Below are 18,425 nucleotides of genomic sequence, written 5' to 3'. Positions count from 1 at the left end.
TGTAGGCGAGGTTTACAGATTAGGTGCCAGCAGGCGCTGCAGGTCTTTGGCCTCCAGGCCACGGCGCTGTGCCATGTCTTGCAACTGGTCGTCACCAATTTTGCCGACGCTGAAATAACTGGCCTGCGGGTGGCCGATGTAGAAGCCGCTGACGCTGGCGGCCGGGCTCATGGCCAGACTCTCGGTCAGGCTCATGCCGATGTCTTCACATTGCAGCAGCGCAAACAGGTCTTTTTTGACACTGTGGTCCGGGCAAGCCGGGTAACCAGGTGCCGGGCGGATGCCAGTGTATTTTTCGGCAATCAGCTCCTGCGGGCCCAAGGCCTCGCTTGGGGCATACCCCCACAAATCAGTGCGCACCCGGTGGTGCAGGTACTCGGCAAAGGCCTCGGCCAGCCGGTCCGCCATGGCTTTGAACAGAATGGCGCTGTAGTCGTCATGGGCGGCCAGGAATTGCTGCTCTTTTTTCTCGACACCCAGGCCGGCGGTTACCGCGAACACACCGACGTAGTCCTGCAAGTTGGGGGGTGTGACGCCGGATGATGCTGGTTCTTGTAAGTCTTTTTGGCCTTTAACCCTTATACCTTCTGGGCTGGATGCTACGTTGTCAGGAGCAATGTCTTTGGGAGCCACAAAGTCGGCCAGGCAGCGGTTGGGCAGGTAGCTGCCATCGTCTTCCTTCTCGCGGACGGCTTGCTGGCGCAGACCGTACCAAGTCAGCGCGACAGTGCTGCGGCTGTCATCGGTGTAGAGCACGATGTCGTCACCCACCGCGTTGGCGGGGTACAGACCGACCACCGCGTTGGCACTGAGCCAGCGGCCTTCGATGATTTTCTTGAGCATGGCCAAACCATCGGCGTAGACCTTTTGGGCCTCCACCCCGACCACCTCGTCGTCCAGAATCGCGGGAAACGGCCCGGCCAGGTCCCAGGTCTGGAAGAACGGGCCCCAGTCGATGTAACGGGCAAGCTCTGCCAGGTCAAAGTTCTTGAACTCACGTCGGCCAATGAACTTAGGCCGGGTGGGCTGGTAGGTCGTCCAGTCGATCGGGGTTTTGTTGGCGCGGGCTTTGGCCAGCGGCCACAGCGGAATCTGTTTTTTGTTGGCGTGTTGCTGGCGCACTTTGTCGTAGTCGGTCTGCAACTCGGCCAGATAGGTATCGGCATGTTCACCGAGCAGGCTCTGCGCCACACCGACGCTGCGCGAGGCGTCGGGCACATAGACCACCGGGCCCTCGTAATGCGGCGAAATTTTCACGGCAGTGTGCACCCGGCTGGTGGTGGCGCCACCAATCAGCAGCGGGATTTTTTTGATGCGGAAGTAGTCGTCCTTTTGCATCTCACCGGCCAGGTACTGCATTTCTTCCAGGCTGGGGGTGATCAGGCCACTTAGTCCAATGATGTCGGCGCCCTCGGCCTTGGCGCGGGCTAGGATCTCGTGGCAGGGCACCATCACGCCCATGTTGACCACATCAAAGTTGTTGCACTGCAAGACCACGGTGACGATGTTTTTGCCGATGTCGTGCACGTCACCCTTGACGGTGGCAATCACGATCTTGCCCTTGGTCTGGACGTCGCGCCCTGCGGCCTCGTCGCGGCGCTTTTCTTCTTCGATGTACGGGATCAGGTGCGCCACGGCCGACTTCATGACGCGGGCCGACTTGACCACCTGCGGCAGGAACATCTTGCCCTGGCCAAACAGGTCACCCACGATGCTCATGCCCGCCATCAGCGGGCCTTCGATCACATGCAGGGGGCGGCCACCTTTGGCAACGATGGCCTGGTAAGCCTCTTCAGTGTCTTCCACAATGAAGTCGGTGATGCCGTGCACCATGGCGTGGCTCAGACGCTGTTCGACCGTGACCGGGTGTTCCGGTGTGCCGCGCCATTCGAGTCGTTTGCTCTCGTCCTTGGCGCCACTTTTGGCGGTCTCGGCGATTTCGACCAGGCGCTCACCGGCGTCGGGGCGGCGGTTCAGCACCACGTCTTCAACACGTTCGCGCAGGATAGGCTCCAGGTCGTCGTAGACACCGACCATGCCGGCGTTGACGATACCCATGTCCATGCCCGCTTGGATCGCGTGGTACAGGAACACGGTGTGGATGGCTTCACGCACCGGGTCGTTGCCGCGGAAGGAAAAGCTCACATTCGAGACGCCGCCGCTGACCTTGGCGCCCGGCAGATTGGTTTTGATCCAGCGTGTGGCGTTGATGAAGTCGACCGCGTAGTTGTTGTGCTCCTCGATGCCGGTGGCAATCGCGAAGATGTTCGGGTCAAAAATGATGTCTTCCGCAGGGAACCCCACCTCGTCGACCAGGAGGCGGTAGGCGCGCTCGCAAATCTGGATCTTGCGCTCATAGGTGTCGGCCTGGCCCTGTTCGTCAAAGGCCATCACCACCGCTGCGGCACCATAACGGCGCAGCAATTTGGCGTGGTGTTTGAAGGCGTCGACACCTTCCTTCATGCTGATCGAGTTGACCACCGCCTTGCCCTGCACACAACGCAGGCCGGCCTCAATGACACTCCACTTGCTGGAGTCGATCATGACCGGAACCCTGGAGATGTCTGGCTCAGATGCTATCAAATTCAGGAACTTCACCATGGCCGCCTGGCTGTCGAGCATGGCCTCGTCCATGTTGATGTCGATGATCTGGGCGCCGTTTTCCACCTGCTGGCGCGCCACACTCAGCGCCTGGTCGAACTGACCGTTGAGGATCATGCGGGCAAAAGCCTTGGAGCCGGTGACGTTGGTGCGTTCACCCACGTTGACAAAAGTGGCGCTCGGCGCGGCGTCGGCGGCCACAGCCACACCAATCGTCAATGGCTCCAGGCCGGACAGTTTCAGGGGGGGGACAACAGTTTCAGACATGTAACTCACCTGTGAAATTCAGAATGGCAGGTGAGCGTCGTTGTGTATATCCAAGCCTGACGGGTCGTGTGGCCCGCTGCAACGCTCCTTGGAAGGCGCCGATTTTAGCGGGGCGCCCCTTCACATCACACACCACGTGTCGCGGCCGAATCCACCACCCCGCATGCTTGGGTTGCCCACCAGGGTGTGAAGCCGCAAGAACCATTGCTAACCACCGCATGGTATGGGGGCTAACTGCCAAAAAAGGGCGCCCAAAGCGGGTTGACAGGTAAGATGCGCGCCCTGCCAAATTGCCCGTCCTTGTCCTGAGCCGTGGTTGTGGTGTGTTGATGTTTTACCCGGACCTGTGTTCACTTTAAGAGGCTTGTTGGATGAACGTGTTGTCGTCGTTGACGCTGCGTCAGTGGCTGACTGTGCCATTCACCGTCTTGATGGTCGGTGTGGTGGTGCTGATGGGCGCCTTGTCGTACTTCACCGGCAGCCAGGCGGTGAATACGGTCTCGCAGCACCTGCTGCAGGAGATGGTGGCCCGCGTGGGCCAGGCTGTTAACAGGCATGTGGTGGGGTCGGCTGCGGTGCTGGAGGCGGCCTTCCCCACAGGCTTGGAGGTGCCCGACACCATCGACGCCGAGTTGGACACTTTACGCACCCGGCTCTGGATCGCCACCTCTTTACACACCGACCCCAACAACTTTGTCTATTACGGCAACCGGCACGGCCAGGCCATTGGTCTGCTGCGTTTGAGTTCCGACGAGGCTGAGCTGCGCTATAAGTTGCGGGCCGATCAATTCCGCAGTTTCAGCCGTTTTAGCGGGATCAACGGGGCGTTGGGGCCAAAGACTTTCGAGACAAAACACTTTGATCCGCGCGAGCGTCCCTGGTACAAGGCGGCGCAGACCAGTGTGTTGTCGGCTTGGACCGCCATCTACATCGACTTCACCACCGCGGAGCTGGTGGCCACCCGTGCCCGGCGGGTGCTGGACGAACAAGGTGGTTTGCGAGGGGTGGTGGCCACCGACATTTCCTTGCAGCGGCTGAACCAGTTTGTCAGCAGCCTCATGCTCAGTGAACACGGCGTGGCCTTCATCATCGAGCCGGATGGCAAACTGATTGCTTCGTCCAGTGGACCCAATATCAAACGCCTTCCTGACGGTGGCAGTGAACGCATGATGGCCATCGACAGCGTCAGCGCCTTGCAGCGTGCCGCTTACCAGCAGGTGCGGGACCGACTTCAGTCAGCCAGCCTGGGCGTGGGCCCGCGTACGCTAGAGTTCAACGGACCTGACGGCGAGGTGATTGAACTGGCGTTTGACCGCGTGCTGGACCAGGCGGGCCTGGACTGGCTGATTGTGGTGGCGGTGCCGCGCAGCGATTTCATGGAAGGGATCACTGACAATATCTTTCGCACCGCCTTGATCGGGCTGCTCGGTGTGATGGCGGCGGTGGTCTTGGGCTTGCGCATTGTGGGCTGGGTGGACCGGGACATCAAACGCCTGACCGAGGCGGCAAAGCAAGTGGGTGAGGGGCGTCTGGAGGCGCCGCTGGAGGTGTACCGCAGTGACGAAATTGGGGTGCTGGCCAACACCTTCCGCAAAATGCAGTACCGGCTGCGCACCGATGTGCTGACCGGGCTGAGCAACCGGGAGATGTTGTTGCGCAGCATCACCCAACGTATCGAACACAAACGCCGCCAGCGCGACGCCTTGTCATTTGCGGTGTTGTTTGTGGACCTGAACAACTTCAAACTGATCAACGACCATCTGGGGCACGACGCCGGTGACCGGGTGCTGATGGAGATCGCCACGCGCCTGAGCAAGGCGGTGCGCCCCGGGGATGTGGTGGCTCGTTACGCGGGTGATGAGTTTGTGCTGCTGATCAATGACATCCCGTCGCGGCAGGTTGCGGATCAGGTGCGCAAAAAGTTGGAGGCCACCTTGCTTGAACCAGTGCAGCAGGTGGACCTTGGTGCGGTGCCAGATGGTGCCGGTTTTGGTGGGGCGGTCGGTTTGGCGATGTTCCCGCTGGACGGTGACACCGCCGAGCTGCTGATTGAACGGGCCGACCAGGAGATGTATGAGCGCAAACGGGCCTGGCGGCAAGATACCTGACCCGGCTGGGTGTGGCCGTGCACGTCTTGCTTGGCTGTGTTTGGGCCGCTGCGGCCAGCGGCCTGATCATTCAGGTGTTCAGACCTGTTCCCACTGCCCGCTCTGGTCTGACTTGAACAAGGCGTCGATGATGCGCATGTTGCAGATCGCGTCATCCAGTCCATAGGGCAGGGGAATCTCACCTCGCACCGCTTGTGAAAACGCGTCCCCTTGCAGGGTGTACATGTCACACGCAGGCAGCGTCTCACGCACTGCCGACACCCCGCCGATCTGGCTGCCATCGTCAAGCAACAAGTCGGTCGTGCCGCCCAGCGGCGCGTTGAACGGGATCACCAGCTCCAGGCGCTGTTTGGTGCCAACGGCCTGGACACGCTGGAACGGCACCGATTGGGTGGAGACGGTGAAGTCCAAGCGGCGCCCGCCGCCAAAGTCGAGTATGGCGCTGGTGGTGCGGTCGGTCTGGAACTCCGGGTCGCGGTCGATCAGCGTGATCACACGCAGTGGCTCTGCCTCAAACAGAAAACGCCCGGCCACGATGGCGTAACAACCAATGTCGTAGAGCGCGCCGCCGCCCACATCGGCGCGGTTGCGGATGTTGTCACTCTGGCGGTTGAAGTACGAAAAAAAGGCCTGCACCGTGCGCAGCTCCCCCAAAGCGCCGCTGCGCACCAGCTCGCGTGCACGCTGCCACTGCGGGTGAAACCGCACCATGAAAGCCTCCATGATGTGCACCTGGCCCGCTACCTCGCGCAGCTGTTCGGCTTCCTGCGCGGTCATCGAGAAGGGTTTTTCACACAACACATGTTTTCCAGCGCGTGCGGCGGCCAGTGTCCAGGCCACATGCTGGTCGTTGGGCAGCGGGTTGTAGATGGCCTCAATCTCGGGGTCGGCCAGCAGTTCTTCATACGAGCCATAGGCCTTGGGGATGCCCAGTTCGGTAGCCACTTTTTGTGCCGAATCGAGCGAACGCGAGGCAATCGCGCTCACCTGGCTGTGCAGGCCTTTCTGCATGGCCGGAATGACTTTTTCGCGGCCGATCTTGGCGGTGCTGAGCACGCCCCAGTTAACTTTTTTCATGGCAAGACTGACCTTGTGTGGTGGTTATAGATGGTGCTTTATACCAAGTAACACAGCGACCTGGCGGTATCTGGCAGCCAGACCGGTGCAACGCGCAGAGTGCGCGCAGGCGCTTGGCCGGAGATCAGAAACATGATGTGCCAGCTATTGCAGCTTAGCGTGACTTTGTTAACGTTATGAGCCTGTAGCCCATGCTTTGTCTGGGGGTATTGCTATCTAAAATGAATGTCTTTCTTGGTGGTTGAGTGGAGGTGGCCAAGTCAGCGGGAAGGGCGTCGCGCTGCGATGCATTGGCCAAACCCAGTCACATCACGGCGGCCTGAACAGGCATAACAACAAAACTGTCCAGGCGGTTTGAACGCCATTCTTTTTCTATGCAAACCATGAACCTTGAGCGGGCCAAAACACGCGCCCAGTTGTGGCTGTCTGCCAGCCGGGATGGTTTGGTTATGCTGCTTCCCCTCACATTCATCCGCGTCGTCATCACGATCGCCTTGAACTTTCCGTGGAACGATTGGCCCCAGGCATGGGGGATGCAGTCAACAGCGTCCTGGCTGCTGGTGGCCGCCCGGCTGGATGCCTCGTTGGGCGTCATCATGGGGCTGGGCATGGCGCTGTGTGTTGGCAACCGGCTCTATGTGGCTTTGAAACGTGTGGAAAGCAGTTGGCTGACGCCGATGCTGGTCAATCTCTTGTGTCTGGTGAATTTTTCAGTCGGCATGGTGTTTTTAGTGGGTGGTCTGGAAAACTCGCTCGGGCAATCACTGCTGTTGGGCATTCTGACGGGCATCCTCACTGTTGAGGTGTTTCATGTCTACATTCGGCTCAAGCCTGTCGCCATGCGCACGGTGGGGCTGGACGGCAGTCTGCTCTTCAGGCGTTCTTTTCACCAGTTGGTTCCGGCGGCATTGGTCTGTGTCATGACGAGCTTGGTGATGGCATTGCTGTCGTTATTGGGCACTGGACTCACGCATCTGTTGCAGATGTTGGTGGTGTTTGACCCTCTTCGGCTGGGTGGGGCCTATGCCCTCAATCTGTTGATCGTTTTTGTCAACCAGCTGCTGTGGTTGCTTGGTTTGCATGGCGGCATTCTGGTAGAGGCCGTGGGTGGCAATTTGTTGGCCCCAGCCGATGTGGTGTTTGATGCCCACTTGGCCTCAGCGAATTTTGTCAACACCTTTGCTTACCTCGGCGGCTCTGGCGCCACCTATGGCCTGCTGTTGGCGATGTGGCTGGTGTGCAAAGACGCCCAGATGCGGCGGCTTGGCAAATATTCGGTGGTGCCTGCGGTTTTTAATGTCAATGAAGTTCTGGTGTTTGGCCTGCCCATCATCTTCAGCCCGATTCTGCTGATGCCTTTTCTTTTGGCGCCACTGGTCTGTGCCTCGATCGCCTTGTTGGCGCACGGCGCCGGGTGGCTGGTGTTGTCCGGGCATGCCGTCACATGGAGCACGCCGATCTTCATTTCTGGTTATGTGGTTTCCGGTGGGCTTGCAGGTGTGTTCACACAGCTGGTAGGGGTGTTGGTCAGCACCGCCTTGTATTGGCCTTTTGTCAAGCGGCTGCAAGCCGAGCGCAGTCGCGTCCAGGCGGACACGGTGACCCAGGCTCTGGTGCAGCTATGTCATCTGGAAGCTCCCCGACGCCAGGTTCTCCACCGATTTGATGAGCTGGGCGATTTTGCGCGCGCGTTACATGCTGATTTTGAGGCCGCCCTGGGCACGCCGCAGGTGTTTCAGATGTACCAGCCCAAACATGATGTGCAGGGACGGGTCTGTGGTGTGGAGGCCTTGTTACGTTGGACCCACCCTGTGCACGGCGCCATCATGCCTGCGGCGATCATCAATGTGGCGGAAGAGACGCGGCTCATCAACCAGATTGGCAACTGGAGTCTGGAGACAGCCTGTGCGGCGCTGCAGGACTGGAAGCGCCAGGGTGTTGGGGGTATTTGTATGTCGGTCAACCTGTCGCCAGTGCAGCTGGAGGACGCGAGCTTCGCCGCGTTTGTGGGGCAGTGTCTGGCGCGTTTTGGCCTGAGCCCCTCAGAGCTTGAGCTGGAGGTCACCGAGGGCCGCACCCTGGCCACGACACCGCAGGCCGATGCCACGCTCAGGAAGTTGTGTGCTCTGGGTGTGCATTTGTCTGTGGATGACTTCGGCATGGGCAGCAGTTCGCTGTTGTACATGCAGCGTTTTGAGGTCAGCGCGATCAAGATCGACGGCAGTCTGACCCGGGACGTGATGAACAACAGCGTTTGCTCGGACATCATTCGCAGCATTGGCATGCTGGGCAAGAAGCAGGGGGTGCGGGTGGTGGCCGAGTTTGTGGAGACCGCTGCGCAGCGTGACAAACTCGCGCAACTGGGCTGTGACGAGTTTCAGGGCTACCTCTACAGCCCGGCCATCAATTCAAAGGCATTTTTGGTCTATTGGCACAAGCATGAAGGCCGGAAGCATCCTTAGACGTGGCGAGTGACTTGTTGGTGTGGGGCTTTGCACGCAGGGTGAGGGTGGCCAGGCGTGGCAGATGGCGTAGGTTGGTCCACACTTTGTGTAGGTCAAACTTTCAGGTGTTTTGTGCTTCTAGCCCTTTTGTTAAAAGGGCTAGAAGCTATTTAAGCTATAGCGATATGTCTGCTGCAGCTGGTTCTGGTCAGCACAAAGCGCCATCGTTCACTTGGTTCAGCCAGGCTACATCGACAGAAACTGCCGCAGCTCGGGGGTTTTCGGGTGGTTGAAGATTTCGTCGGGGGTGCCCGCTTCGTGGATCAGGCCCTGGTGCATGAAGACCACGCGGTCGCTGACCTTGCGGGCAAAAGCCATCTCATGGGTGACCAGGATCAGCGTCATGCCATCGGCCGCGAGCATTTCCACCACTTGCAGCACCTCGCCCACCAGCTCCGGGTCCAGCGCCGAGGTGATCTCGTCACACAACAACACCGTGGGTGACATCGCCAGCGCACGCGCAATCGCCACACGTTGTTGCTGCCCGCCCGAAAGCTGGTCGGGCATGCGGTCAAACAATTGCCCGAGGCCAACACGCTCCAGCAAGGCCAGGGCCCGGGTACGTGCATCGTCCTTGGGGATGTTTTTGGCCAGGGTTGGCGCCAGCATCACATTGCGCCCGGCGCTCAGGTGCGGAAACAGGTTGAAGCTCTGGAAAATCATGCCGACCTGTTGGCGCAGTTCCCGCATGGCATTGGCGTCGCCATGTTTCAGCGCCTGGCCGTCAACCGACAGGCTGCCGCGCTCGAAGCTTTCCAGCCCGTTGATACAACGCAACAAGGTGCTTTTGCCTGAGCCACTTTTGCCAATGATGCAGACCACTTCTTTGCGGCCCACTTGCAGGTCGATGCCCTTGAGCACTTCGGTGGCGCCAAAACTTTTGTGCAGGCCGCGAATGTCGACCAGGGCAAAGGGGGGAGCGGAGGATGAGGTCATAAATCAGGCCAGACGGCGGTTTTCCAGGCGCTGACTCCACCACGAGAGCGGGTAGCACAGGACAAAGTACAACAGGCCCACAAAACAGTAGGCCAGAAACGGTTGGTAGGTGGCGTTGGAGATCATCTGCCCGGCTTTGGTCAGCTCGACAAAACCGATGACGGATGCCAGCGCTGTGCCCTTGATGATCTGCACCAGAAAACCCACGGTGGGTGCAATCGCCACCCGCATCGCCTGCGGCAAGATCACATAGCGCATCTGCTCGGTGTAGGTCAGCGCCAGGCTGGTGGAGGCTTCCCATTGCCCCTTGGGCACCGCATTGACACAGCCGCGCCAGATTTCGGTGAGGTAGGCGCTGGCGTACAAAGTCAGGCAGATGGCGGCAGACACCAGCGGCGAGGTGTCCATGCCCAGCAGCGCCAGGCCAAAGTAGACCAAAAACAGCTGCATCAGCAAGGGGGTGCCTTGAAAAATCTGCACATACCAAACCACCGCCGTGGACACACCCGGCAGCTTGGAGAAACGCAGCATCAGCAGGCCCAGACCGGCCAGGCCGCCGCCGATGAAGGCGATCAGCGAGAGTGCCACTGTCCAGCGCGCGGCCCCCAGCAAAAAGGTGAAGATGTCCCAGAGAGAAAACTGAACCATGGTGGCCTGCTTGTTAACGTCTGGCAAAAATGAAACGTGGCCCGACCCAGTACAACAACTGGCGCAGCGCGATCGCCAGCAGCAGGTAGATGGCGGTCACGATGATGTAGGACTCAAAACTGCGGAAGGTGCGGCTGGAGATCAGGTTGGCTGCCTGCGACAACTCTTCGGCCGAGATCTGCCCACACACCGCCGAACCCAACATGACGATGATGATCTGGCTCACCAGCGCCGGCCAGATGCGCGCCAGCGCCGGTGGCAACACCACCCGTGAGAAGGTTTGCCAGGGCGTGAGCGCCAGGCTCAAAGCGGCTTCGAGCTGGCCTTTGGGCGTGGTCTGCAGACCGGCGCGAACAATCTCGCAGGCATAAGCGCCCAGGTTGAGCACCATGGCCAATACACAGGCGACCTCCACCGACAGGCGCAAGCCCAGTGAGGGCAGGCCGAAGAAGATAAAAAACAGCTGGATGATGAACGGCGTGTTGCGCGCCAGCTCCACATAGGCGCCCACCCCCCGTTTCAGCAGCGGACCACCATGCAGCCGCGCCCAGGCACAGGCGGTGCCCAGCAGTGCACCCAGCACCGCCGAGATGGCGGTCAGGATGACGGTGAGCACCAGCCCACGCAGCAGCATGGGCCACTGGGCCAGGACGGTGCCAAAGTCAAATTCAATCATGGTGATCTGGGGCTGGCGAGCAACTGCTGTTTAGTCAGGCAAAACGCCGGTGCCGCGGCCCAGCCATTTTTGGGAATACTGCTCCAGCGTGCCATCGGCCTTGGCGGCGCGCAGGATCTCGTTGACCTTGGTCAGCAGCGCGGTTTCACCCTTGCGCACACCAATGAAGTTGGGCGAGTCTTTCAGCAGCAGCTTGTATTCGGCCTGCATCTGTGGGTTTTTCTGAATGGCGGCGGCAGCCACGGCCGCACCGGTGGCCAGCAGTTGGGTCTGTTGCGACAGGAAGGCGGCTACGGTGGTGGAGTCGTCTTCAAAGCGTTGGATCTTCAACGTGGGTGGGGCCACTTTTTGCAACACGTCGTCCTGGATGGTGCCGCGAGTGACGGCAATACTTTTGCCAGCCAGGTCGTCAAAACTCTTGATGCTGAGCGCCTTGGGGCCAAACACCGCCTGGAAGAACGGTGCGTAGGCAACGGTGAAATCGATCACTTTTTCACGCTCCGGGTTTTTGCCTAGAGCCGAGACGATCAAGTCAATCTTTTTGGTCTGCAGGTAGGGGATACGGTTGGGGGTGCTGACCGGCACAAAGTCGGCTTTCACGCCGAGTTTGTCGGCGATCAGTTGCGCTGTGGCAACGTCCACACCGGTGAGTTTGAAATCAGGTCCCATGTAGCCATAAGGGGGAAAGTCAGAGGCCACACCCAGGGCGATGGACTTCTTGGCCAACACCGCAGTGAGGGAGTCATCGGCCGCATGCGCGGGACTTGCCAGGGACAAAACAGCGCTAGCCAACAGGCCAGCCAAGGTGGAGATCGCTTTGAATGTCATGGGGGTTCCTGTAAAAAAATGGGACACAGTGGGCTTGACGCAAGATGTGTGCCGCCTGAATTCCGCCTGGCACCACCCTTGCAAACAGATCGTGGACAATATGGAAAATATGTTTCACAAAACTAAACTATGAAAAATATGTTTCTTGATGGTGCGCCGACTGCCCTGTTTTGGGGAGATAGGCACCAAAACCAGCCAGCCAACTTGCCATGACCCAGATCCCCTCCTTAAAAGAACGTATCCAGAGCCAGTACGCAGACCTGTCGCAGGTGGACTGCAAACTGGCCGATGTGGTACTGGCACATGAAAAAGACCTGCTGGCCTACAACGCCACCGAACTGGCGGCGCTGGCAGGTGTGTCCAAGGCCAGTACCGCACGCTTTTTCAAGCGCCTGGGGTTTGCCGACTTTCAGGCCTTTCGGCAACACCTGCGTGACGGTGCGCCCCAGCCCTCGCCGCTGTACCGCATGGCGCAGCAGGGCACACGCGCCAGCCCGCTGCAGCAGCACATGGCGCAGGATGCGCAGCAGTTGCAGGCCATCGCCGACAGTGTGCAAGACAGTCAGGTGCAGCAGACCGCCAAGTGGCTGGCAGGCGCGCCACGGGTCTGGGTGGTGGGTTACCGCAATGGCTACATGGCCGCTTTTTATGCGCAGGCCCTGTTGTCGCAGTTGCGTGGCAATGTGTTTCTGCTCAACGATGGCGCCGGGGCCGATGCCGAGCGCCTGGCCGACATCCGCCGTGGTGATGTGTTGCTGGCCATGGACTTTCGCCGCCGCACCCGTCGCCTGAGCCAGGTGGTGAATCTCGCCTGTGATGCGGGTGCGGTGCTGGTGCTGGTCAGCGACGCCCATGTGTCTGCCCTGTCGTCGCGTGCACAGGCGCTGTTTGTCTGTCCGGCCGATGATGACGCGGTTTTTGACTCCTATGTGGGCGCCATCAGCCTGATCAATTACCTGGCCAGCACCACCTTGACCAAACTCACCCCCAAAGCCCGCGCCCGCATGGCTGCTATCGAGCAGGCCCATGCGCAATTGGCTGACCTTGAACCTTCTTTTTGAAACCCCACCCATGAATCCATTGACTACCCACCCTTTTACTTTGCTCGTTAATCCCCGTTTTCAGCCTGCCGAACTGTATGGTGAACAGCGCGCCAGCCTGCTCAGTGCCCCGGCACTGGCACAAGCGCAAGCCGTCATCACCGCTTGGCCGGGTTATGCGGTCACGCCCTTGTGTGTTTTACCTAGCCTTGCACGCACTGCAGGTGTGGGCAGCATCCACTACAAGGACGAGGGTTCGCGTTTTGGCTTGGGCAGCTTCAAGGCGCTGGGTGGTGCCTATGCGGTGGCACGCCTGTTGTGTCGTGAACTGGGTCAACGTCTGGGCCGCCCGGTGAGTCACGCCGAGTTGCAGCGTGATCCGGCCTTGCGCCAGGCCTGTGGCGACATCACCGTGACCTGCGCCACCGATGGCAACCACGGCCGCTCCGTCGCCTGGGGCGCGCAGATGCTGGGTTGCCGTTGTGTCATCTACATCCACGCAACCGTCAGTGAGGGGCGCAAGCAGGCGATTGCCCGCTACGGCGCCCAAGTGGTGCGTACCAGCGGCAATTACGACGAGGCGGTGCAACAGGCTGATCTTGATGCCAAGACCCATGGCTGGTTTGTGATCTCGGATACCTCGTACCCGGGTTACATGGACGTCCCGCGTGATGTGATGCAGGGTTACCAGTTGATGGTGCATGAGGCGGTCAACGCCTTGCCGCAGTGGCCCACCCATGTGTTTGTGCAGGCCGGTGTGGGCGGTTTTGCGGCGGCGGTGTGTGCCTATTTCTGGGAACGCAACCCCGAGCAGCGCCCGGTGTTTGTTGTGGTGGAGCCTGAGCGGGCCGACTGCCTGTTGCAAAGTGCACGTGCAGGTGCAGGTGAGGTGGTGGCGGTCAAGGGGGATCTGGACACCCTGATGGCTGGCCTGGCCTGCGGCGAGGTGTCTTTGTTGGCCTGGCAGGTGCTGGCCAGCGGTGCCAACGCCTTTTGCACCATTCCCGATGCGGCGGCGGTGGAAACTATGCGTTTGTTGGCCAGCCCGCCGCAGGGGGACCCCACCATCGTGGCTGGTGAGTCTGCGGTGGCCGGTCTGGCGGCGCTGCTGCTGATGGCGCAAGACAGCGCAGCCCGCACCGCCCTGGACCTGACACCCGATAGTCGGGTGCTGTTGTTTGGCAGCGAGGGCGACACCGACCCAGCCTTGTACCAACAACTGGTGGGCCGCAGTGCCAGCCAGGTACGCCAGGATGTGGTTGCAGCATGAGCACCCCACAAATCAATGGTCAGCGTCTTTTGGATAGTCTGCAGGCGCTGGGACAGATCGGCGCCTTGCCCGGTGGTGGTGTCAATCGCCTGGCACTCACCGAGGCCGATGGTCAGGGCCGCGACTGGACCGTGGCGCGCATGCGCGAATTGGGTCTGCGTGTTGAGGTGGATGCGATTGGCAACATCTTTGGCACCTTGTCCGGAACGCAAGACTTGCCACCGGTGATGGTGGGCTCCCACATCGATACCGTGCGCACCGGCGGTTTGTACGACGGCAACTATGGTGTGTTGGCCGGTTTGGAACTCGTGGCCACGCTGATTGATGCCGGTATACAGACCCGCCGCCCTTTGACCGTGGCGGTGTTCACCAACGAGGAGGGTGCGCGCTTTCAGCCCGACATGATGGGCAGCTTGGTCTATGTGGGTGGTCTGCCTCTGGCTGACGCTTTGGCCACCTGTGATGCCGAGGGTGTATCGGTGCAGAGCGAGTTGCAACACATCGGCTACCTGGGCTGCGTCCCGGTGGGTGCACCGCAGGTGGACAGTTATGTGGAGTTGCACATTGAGCAAGGCCCCGTGCTGGAGCAAATGGACTTGCAGATTGGTGTGGTCGAAGGGGTGCAAGGCATCTCGTGGACCGAGTTCACCGTGGAGGGTCAGTCCAACCACGCGGGGACCACGCCGATGGGCATGCGCCACGATGCCGCGCTGGTGGCGGCGCAAGTGGCGGTGTTTGCACGTGCGTTGAGTCAGCGCATGGGTGGCCGCCAACTGGCCACCGTCGGGGCGTTGCGGCTCAGTCCGAACTTGGTCAATGTCATCGCACAAAAGGCGGTGTTTACCGTAGACCTGCGTAACACCGATGCCAGTGCGCTGGCGCAAGCGGAGCGTGATCTTCTTGCCTATGCCAACAGCGTAGCGCAGGCTGAAGGCGTGTCCATCCGCACCCGCACCCTGGCGCGTTTTGATCCGGTGGCCTTTGACCCCGCCGTGGTTGATCTGGTGGAGCAGCAGGCACAAGCCCTGGGCTGCAGTTACCAGCGACTGCCCAGCGGGGCAGGGCACGATGCCCAGATGCTGGCCCGTGTGTGTCCCACCGCCATGTTTTTTGTGCCCAGCGTGGGTGGTCTGAGCCACAACGTGCGTGAGCACACCGAACCCGCCGATTTGCAACGCGGCGCGCAGCTGCTGTTGCAGGTGGTGCTGGCATTGGCCAACCGCCCGTCTTGAACCTACTTGGAGTCATCCCTCTTATGTCACGTTATCTCAATGTCGCCCTCGGGCAACTTGGCCCCATCCAGCGCTCAGACTCCCGCACCGAGGTGGTGGCGCGCCTGTGTGCGCTGATGCGCCAGGCCCACGCCGTGGGCGCCCAGCTCATTGTGTTTCCAGAACTGGCACTGACCACTTTTTTCCCGCGCTGGTACATCGAAGACGAGGCCGAGCTCAACAGTTTTTTTGAGCGCAGCATGCCCAATGCTGCCACCCAGCCGCTGTTTGACCTGGCGGGTGAACTGGGGGTAGGCTTCTACCTGGGCTACGCCGAACTGGCGCAGGAGGCCGCAGGCGAGGTGCGCTACAACACCTCGATTCTGGTGGACCGCACCGGCCAGATCGTGGCCAAGTACCGCAAGGTGCACCTGCCCGGCCATTCTGAGCACGAACCCTGGCGCCGTTTCCAGCATTTGGAAAAACGTTACTTCACTCCCGGCACGGGCTGGCAGGTGACGCAGGCCTTTGGTGGTGTTTTGGGCATGGCCATCTGCAATGACCGGCGCTGGGCTGAAACCTACCGCGTAATGGGCTTGCAAGGTGTTGAGATGGTGCTGATTGGTTACAACACCCCGGTGCACAACGCACCCGCGCCCGAGCATGACGATTTGTCACTGTTTCACAATCAGCTCTCGATGCAGGCCGGGGCCTACCAGAACGGCACCTGGGTGGTGGGGGTGGCCAAAGCCGGGGTCGAAGAAGGGGTGGACAGCATTGGAGGCAGCTGCATCATTGCGCCCTCAGGCGAGGTGGTGGCGCGCTGCCTGACTAAAGGTGATGAGATGGCTATTGCCCGCTGCGACCTGGACTTCTGTGCCATTTACAAACGCACCACGTTCAACTTCGACCTGCATCGCCAGCCGCAGGCTTATGGCTTGATCACGGCCAGAAAAGGTGAAACCCTGGCCGCAGATGGCCGTTTATTGGCCTGACAGACTAACCCTGAAAGCTCCCTGTCGGTGTGGGTGACGGCCAATCCGATGGGCCTGCTTGGCCGTGTCTTCTATATCAAATTCGGCTGTAGCCCTTTTGTAACAAGGGTTTATAGATATCAATTAAAGAGCGTCTATCGAGCCAAGCCGGTTTTTGGAAAAACGGTGTCAGCTTGAGGTAAGATAGCCACATTGTGAAACGGAAATAAAATTTTTTGAAACACCGTGCCGAACCGAGATGCAAGCTTCCGTTCAACCTGCTGTTTTGACCGTTCACCCCCGTCTTTTTACCGCTCTCTGGAAAAGCCTCCAAGGCCATTTGACCCCTCCTAACATGCGCCCCGTGATCAAACACTTAAGCATTTATTGAGGAAGTAAAAATGGACCAAGCGATATATTTCGTGATCGTTACAGTCTGCGTCCTTGCCATTGCATACCGCTTTTACGGGGTATTCTTTGTCAACAAGGTCCTGGCTGCCGACGACAGGGATGTGACGCCATCGCACCAGCTGCAAGATGGCAAAAACTACGTGCCCACCAAAAAGTGGGTGAATGCAGGTCAACACTTTGCCGCGATTGCGGCAGCCGGACCACTGGTCGGCCCGGTGCTGGCGGCGCAGTTCGGTTATCTGCCGGGCTTCATCTGGCTGCTGGTCGGGGCGGTGATCGGTGGCGCGGTGCACGACACCGTGGTGCTGTTTGCTTCCATGAAGCACCAGGGCAAGTCGCTCTCGGAAGTCGCCAAAGCCGAGCTTGGCCCGGTGGCTGGCTGGAGTACCGGCCTAGCGATGTTGTGCATCATCACCATCACCATGGCGGGTCTGTCGATTGTGGTGGTTCATGCGCTCGAGCGCAACGCCTGGGGCACGTTTGCGGTGTTCATGACGGTGCCAATCGCGATTGCGCTGGGCTTGTTTGAGCGTTACTTTGGCTCCTCCAAATGGGCAACCTACCTGGGGCTGGCGGCCATCGTGGCCTCTATTGCCTACGGCCCCCATTTGCAAGGCACGATGGTGGGTGACTGGCTGACGCTACACAAGACCACTGTGAGCTGGATTCTGCCGATTTACGCCTTCTTTGCGACCGCCTTGCCGGTCTGGATGTTGCTGACACCACGTGGTTACCTGTCGAGTTTCATGAAGATTGGTGTGTTTGCGGCTTTGGTGGTGGGTGTGGTGTTCATCAACCCAACCATCCAATTCCCAGCGGTGACCGAGTTCATCAACGGCGGTGGCCCGATCATCAAGGGCTCGGTCTGGCCGTTCATTTCGATCACCATTGCCTGTGGTGCGATCTCTGGTTTCCATGCCTTCATTGGCTCGGGCACCACGCCCAAACTGGTTGACAAGTGGAGCGATATCCTTCCTGTGGCCTTTGGCGCCATGCTGGTGGAATGTCTGGTGGCCGTGATGGCCCTGATTGCTGCAACCTCCTTGCATCCCGCTGACTACTTTGCCATCAACTCCACCCCCGAAGTGTTCAAGACCCTGGGTATGACCGTGGTGGACTTGCCTCGTCTGAGCCAGGAAATGGGCCTTGACCTGGTCGGTCGCACCGGTGGTGCGGTGACGCTGGCTGTGGGCATGGCCTACATCTTCACCAAGTTGTCTTGGTTCACCGATCTGGCGGCTTACTTCTTCCAGTTTGTGATCATGTTCGAAGCGGTGTTCATTCTGACCGCAGTGGACTCCGGCACCCGTGTGTCACGTTATTTGATTCAGGACTTGCTGGGTGATGTATTTCCGGCCATGAAACGCCTGGACTCCATGCCTGCGGCCATCACCGCCAGTGTCATTGCCTGTGTGTTGTGGGGCTACCTGCTGCTCTCGGGTGACATCAGCTCGGTCTGGGCGCTGTTTGGTGTGTCCAACCAGTTGATGGCCTCGGTGGGTCTGATGATCGGTGCCACCATCATCATGCGCATCTCCAAGAAACGCATTTATGCCCTGACCTGCCTGATTCCTCTGGCTTACCTGTTTGTCACGGTGAACTACGCCGGCTACTGGATGATTGCCAATGTTTATCTGAATGCTGCTGTCAAAGGGTACAGCCTGTTCAATGCGGTGATCGCCTCGGCCATGATGGTCCTGGGCATGGTCATCATGTTTGCCTCACTCAAGCGCTGGGCCGAGTTATGGAAAGCCCGGGGTGAATCTACAGCGATTCCTCCGAGCATGTTGCCGTCCGCCGCTTGATATGCCATCTACGACAAAGGCCCACCCGGCCTTTGTCGCGATAACAGGATGTCTTGATCTACCAGGTTA

General features: G+C 59.7%; 14 protein-coding genes and 1 riboswitch. Of the genes, 7 read left to right on the top strand and 7 right to left on the bottom strand.

Annotated elements, in window-relative coordinates; genetic code table 11:
• Window positions 1-12: 12 nt before the first annotated feature.
• The gene (locus tag FDG13_RS00925) at window positions 13-2,868 is read right to left on the bottom strand and encodes a vitamin B12 dependent-methionine synthase activation domain-containing protein (RefSeq protein ID WP_180124852.1); all 2,856 of its coding nucleotides are present in this window, start codon (window positions 2,866-2,868) and stop codon (window positions 13-15) included.
• A gap of 25 nt (window positions 2,869-2,893) precedes the next feature.
• A riboswitch (S-adenosyl-L-homocysteine riboswitch) is annotated at window positions 2,894-2,964 on the bottom strand.
• A gap of 275 nt (window positions 2,965-3,239) precedes the next feature.
• Here FDG13_RS00925 and FDG13_RS00920 point away from each other — a divergent pair.
• A complete protein-coding gene (locus tag FDG13_RS00920) occupies window positions 3,240-4,976 on the top strand; it encodes a diguanylate cyclase domain-containing protein (protein WP_180124850.1) in 1,737 nt (578 codons plus the stop codon).
• 78 nt (window positions 4,977-5,054) lie between these two features.
• Here the strand turns inward: FDG13_RS00920 and FDG13_RS00915 are convergent, their stop codons facing one another.
• Window positions 5,055-6,053, bottom strand: coding sequence for a Gfo/Idh/MocA family protein (locus FDG13_RS00915; protein ID WP_180124848.1), 999 nt, complete (start codon window positions 6,051-6,053; stop codon window positions 5,055-5,057).
• 374 nt (window positions 6,054-6,427) lie between these two features.
• Here FDG13_RS00915 and FDG13_RS00910 point away from each other — a divergent pair, with 374 nt between their 5' ends.
• Window positions 6,428-8,515, top strand: coding sequence for an EAL domain-containing protein (locus FDG13_RS00910; RefSeq protein ID WP_180124846.1), 2,088 nt, complete (start codon window positions 6,428-6,430; stop codon window positions 8,513-8,515).
• Between the two features lie 228 nt (window positions 8,516-8,743).
• Here the strand turns inward: FDG13_RS00910 and FDG13_RS00905 are convergent, their stop codons facing one another.
• The 4 genes from FDG13_RS00905 to FDG13_RS00890 are packed head-to-tail and all read right to left on the bottom strand — an operon-like array spanning window position 8,744 to window position 11,645.
• Complete coding sequence (locus tag FDG13_RS00905; protein ID WP_255435015.1) at window positions 8,744-9,493, bottom strand: amino acid ABC transporter ATP-binding protein; 750 nt, start codon at window positions 9,491-9,493, stop codon at window positions 8,744-8,746.
• A gap of 3 nt (window positions 9,494-9,496) precedes the next feature.
• Window positions 9,497-10,141: an amino acid ABC transporter permease gene (locus FDG13_RS00900; RefSeq protein ID WP_180124844.1), complete on the bottom strand. Its 645-nt coding sequence runs from the start codon at window positions 10,139-10,141 to the stop codon at window positions 9,497-9,499.
• 13 nt (window positions 10,142-10,154) lie between these two features.
• A complete protein-coding gene (locus FDG13_RS00895) occupies window positions 10,155-10,817 on the bottom strand; it encodes an amino acid ABC transporter permease (protein WP_180124842.1) in 663 nt (220 codons plus the stop codon).
• 30 nt (window positions 10,818-10,847) lie between these two features.
• Window positions 10,848-11,645, bottom strand: coding sequence for a transporter substrate-binding domain-containing protein (locus FDG13_RS00890; protein ID WP_180124840.1), 798 nt, complete (start codon window positions 11,643-11,645; stop codon window positions 10,848-10,850).
• Window positions 11,646-11,854: 209 nt separating this feature from the next.
• On the opposite strand from FDG13_RS00890, the gene FDG13_RS00885 reads away from it, so the two are divergent.
• Genes FDG13_RS00885 through FDG13_RS00870 form a run of 4 tightly spaced genes read left to right on the top strand, consistent with a single transcriptional unit; the run spans window position 11,855 to window position 16,161 of the window.
• Window positions 11,855-12,706 (top strand): MurR/RpiR family transcriptional regulator, encoded by an 852-nt coding sequence (locus FDG13_RS00885; protein WP_180124838.1) that lies wholly within the window; start codon window positions 11,855-11,857, stop codon window positions 12,704-12,706.
• Between the two features lie 10 nt (window positions 12,707-12,716).
• Complete coding sequence (locus FDG13_RS00880; protein WP_180124836.1) at window positions 12,717-13,955, top strand: diaminopropionate ammonia-lyase; 1,239 nt, start codon at window positions 12,717-12,719, stop codon at window positions 13,953-13,955.
• The gene (locus tag FDG13_RS00875) at window positions 13,952-15,187 is read left to right on the top strand and encodes a Zn-dependent hydrolase (RefSeq protein ID WP_180124834.1); all 1,236 of its coding nucleotides are present in this window, start codon (window positions 13,952-13,954) and stop codon (window positions 15,185-15,187) included. Before FDG13_RS00880 ends, FDG13_RS00875 begins: the two co-directional genes overlap by 4 nt.
• A 23-nt stretch (window positions 15,188-15,210) precedes the next feature.
• Window positions 15,211-16,161 carry an N-carbamoyl-D-amino-acid hydrolase gene (locus FDG13_RS00870; RefSeq protein WP_180124832.1) on the top strand — a complete coding sequence of 317 codons (951 nt, stop codon included), beginning with the start codon at window positions 15,211-15,213 and terminating at the stop codon, window positions 16,159-16,161.
• Between the two features lie 76 nt (window positions 16,162-16,237).
• On the opposite strand, the gene FDG13_RS00865 is transcribed toward FDG13_RS00870, so the two are convergent.
• Window positions 16,238-16,480 (bottom strand): hypothetical protein, encoded by a 243-nt coding sequence (locus FDG13_RS00865; protein WP_180124829.1) that lies wholly within the window; start codon window positions 16,478-16,480, stop codon window positions 16,238-16,240.
• A 61-nt stretch (window positions 16,481-16,541) separates the two neighbouring features.
• Here FDG13_RS00865 and FDG13_RS00860 point away from each other — a divergent pair, with 61 nt between their 5' ends.
• On the top strand, window positions 16,542-18,356 hold the full coding sequence (locus FDG13_RS00860) for a carbon starvation protein A (protein WP_180124827.1): 1,815 nt from the start codon (window positions 16,542-16,544) through the stop codon (window positions 18,354-18,356).
• Window positions 18,357-18,425 lie beyond the last annotated feature (69 nt).

This window comes from Rhodoferax sp. BLA1, from assembly GCF_013416775.1.
Classification (GTDB): domain Bacteria; phylum Pseudomonadota; class Gammaproteobacteria; order Burkholderiales; family Burkholderiaceae_C; genus Rhodoferax.
Note: the sequence above shows the minus strand (reverse complement) of the source record. Positions and strands in the feature narration are given on the sequence as shown.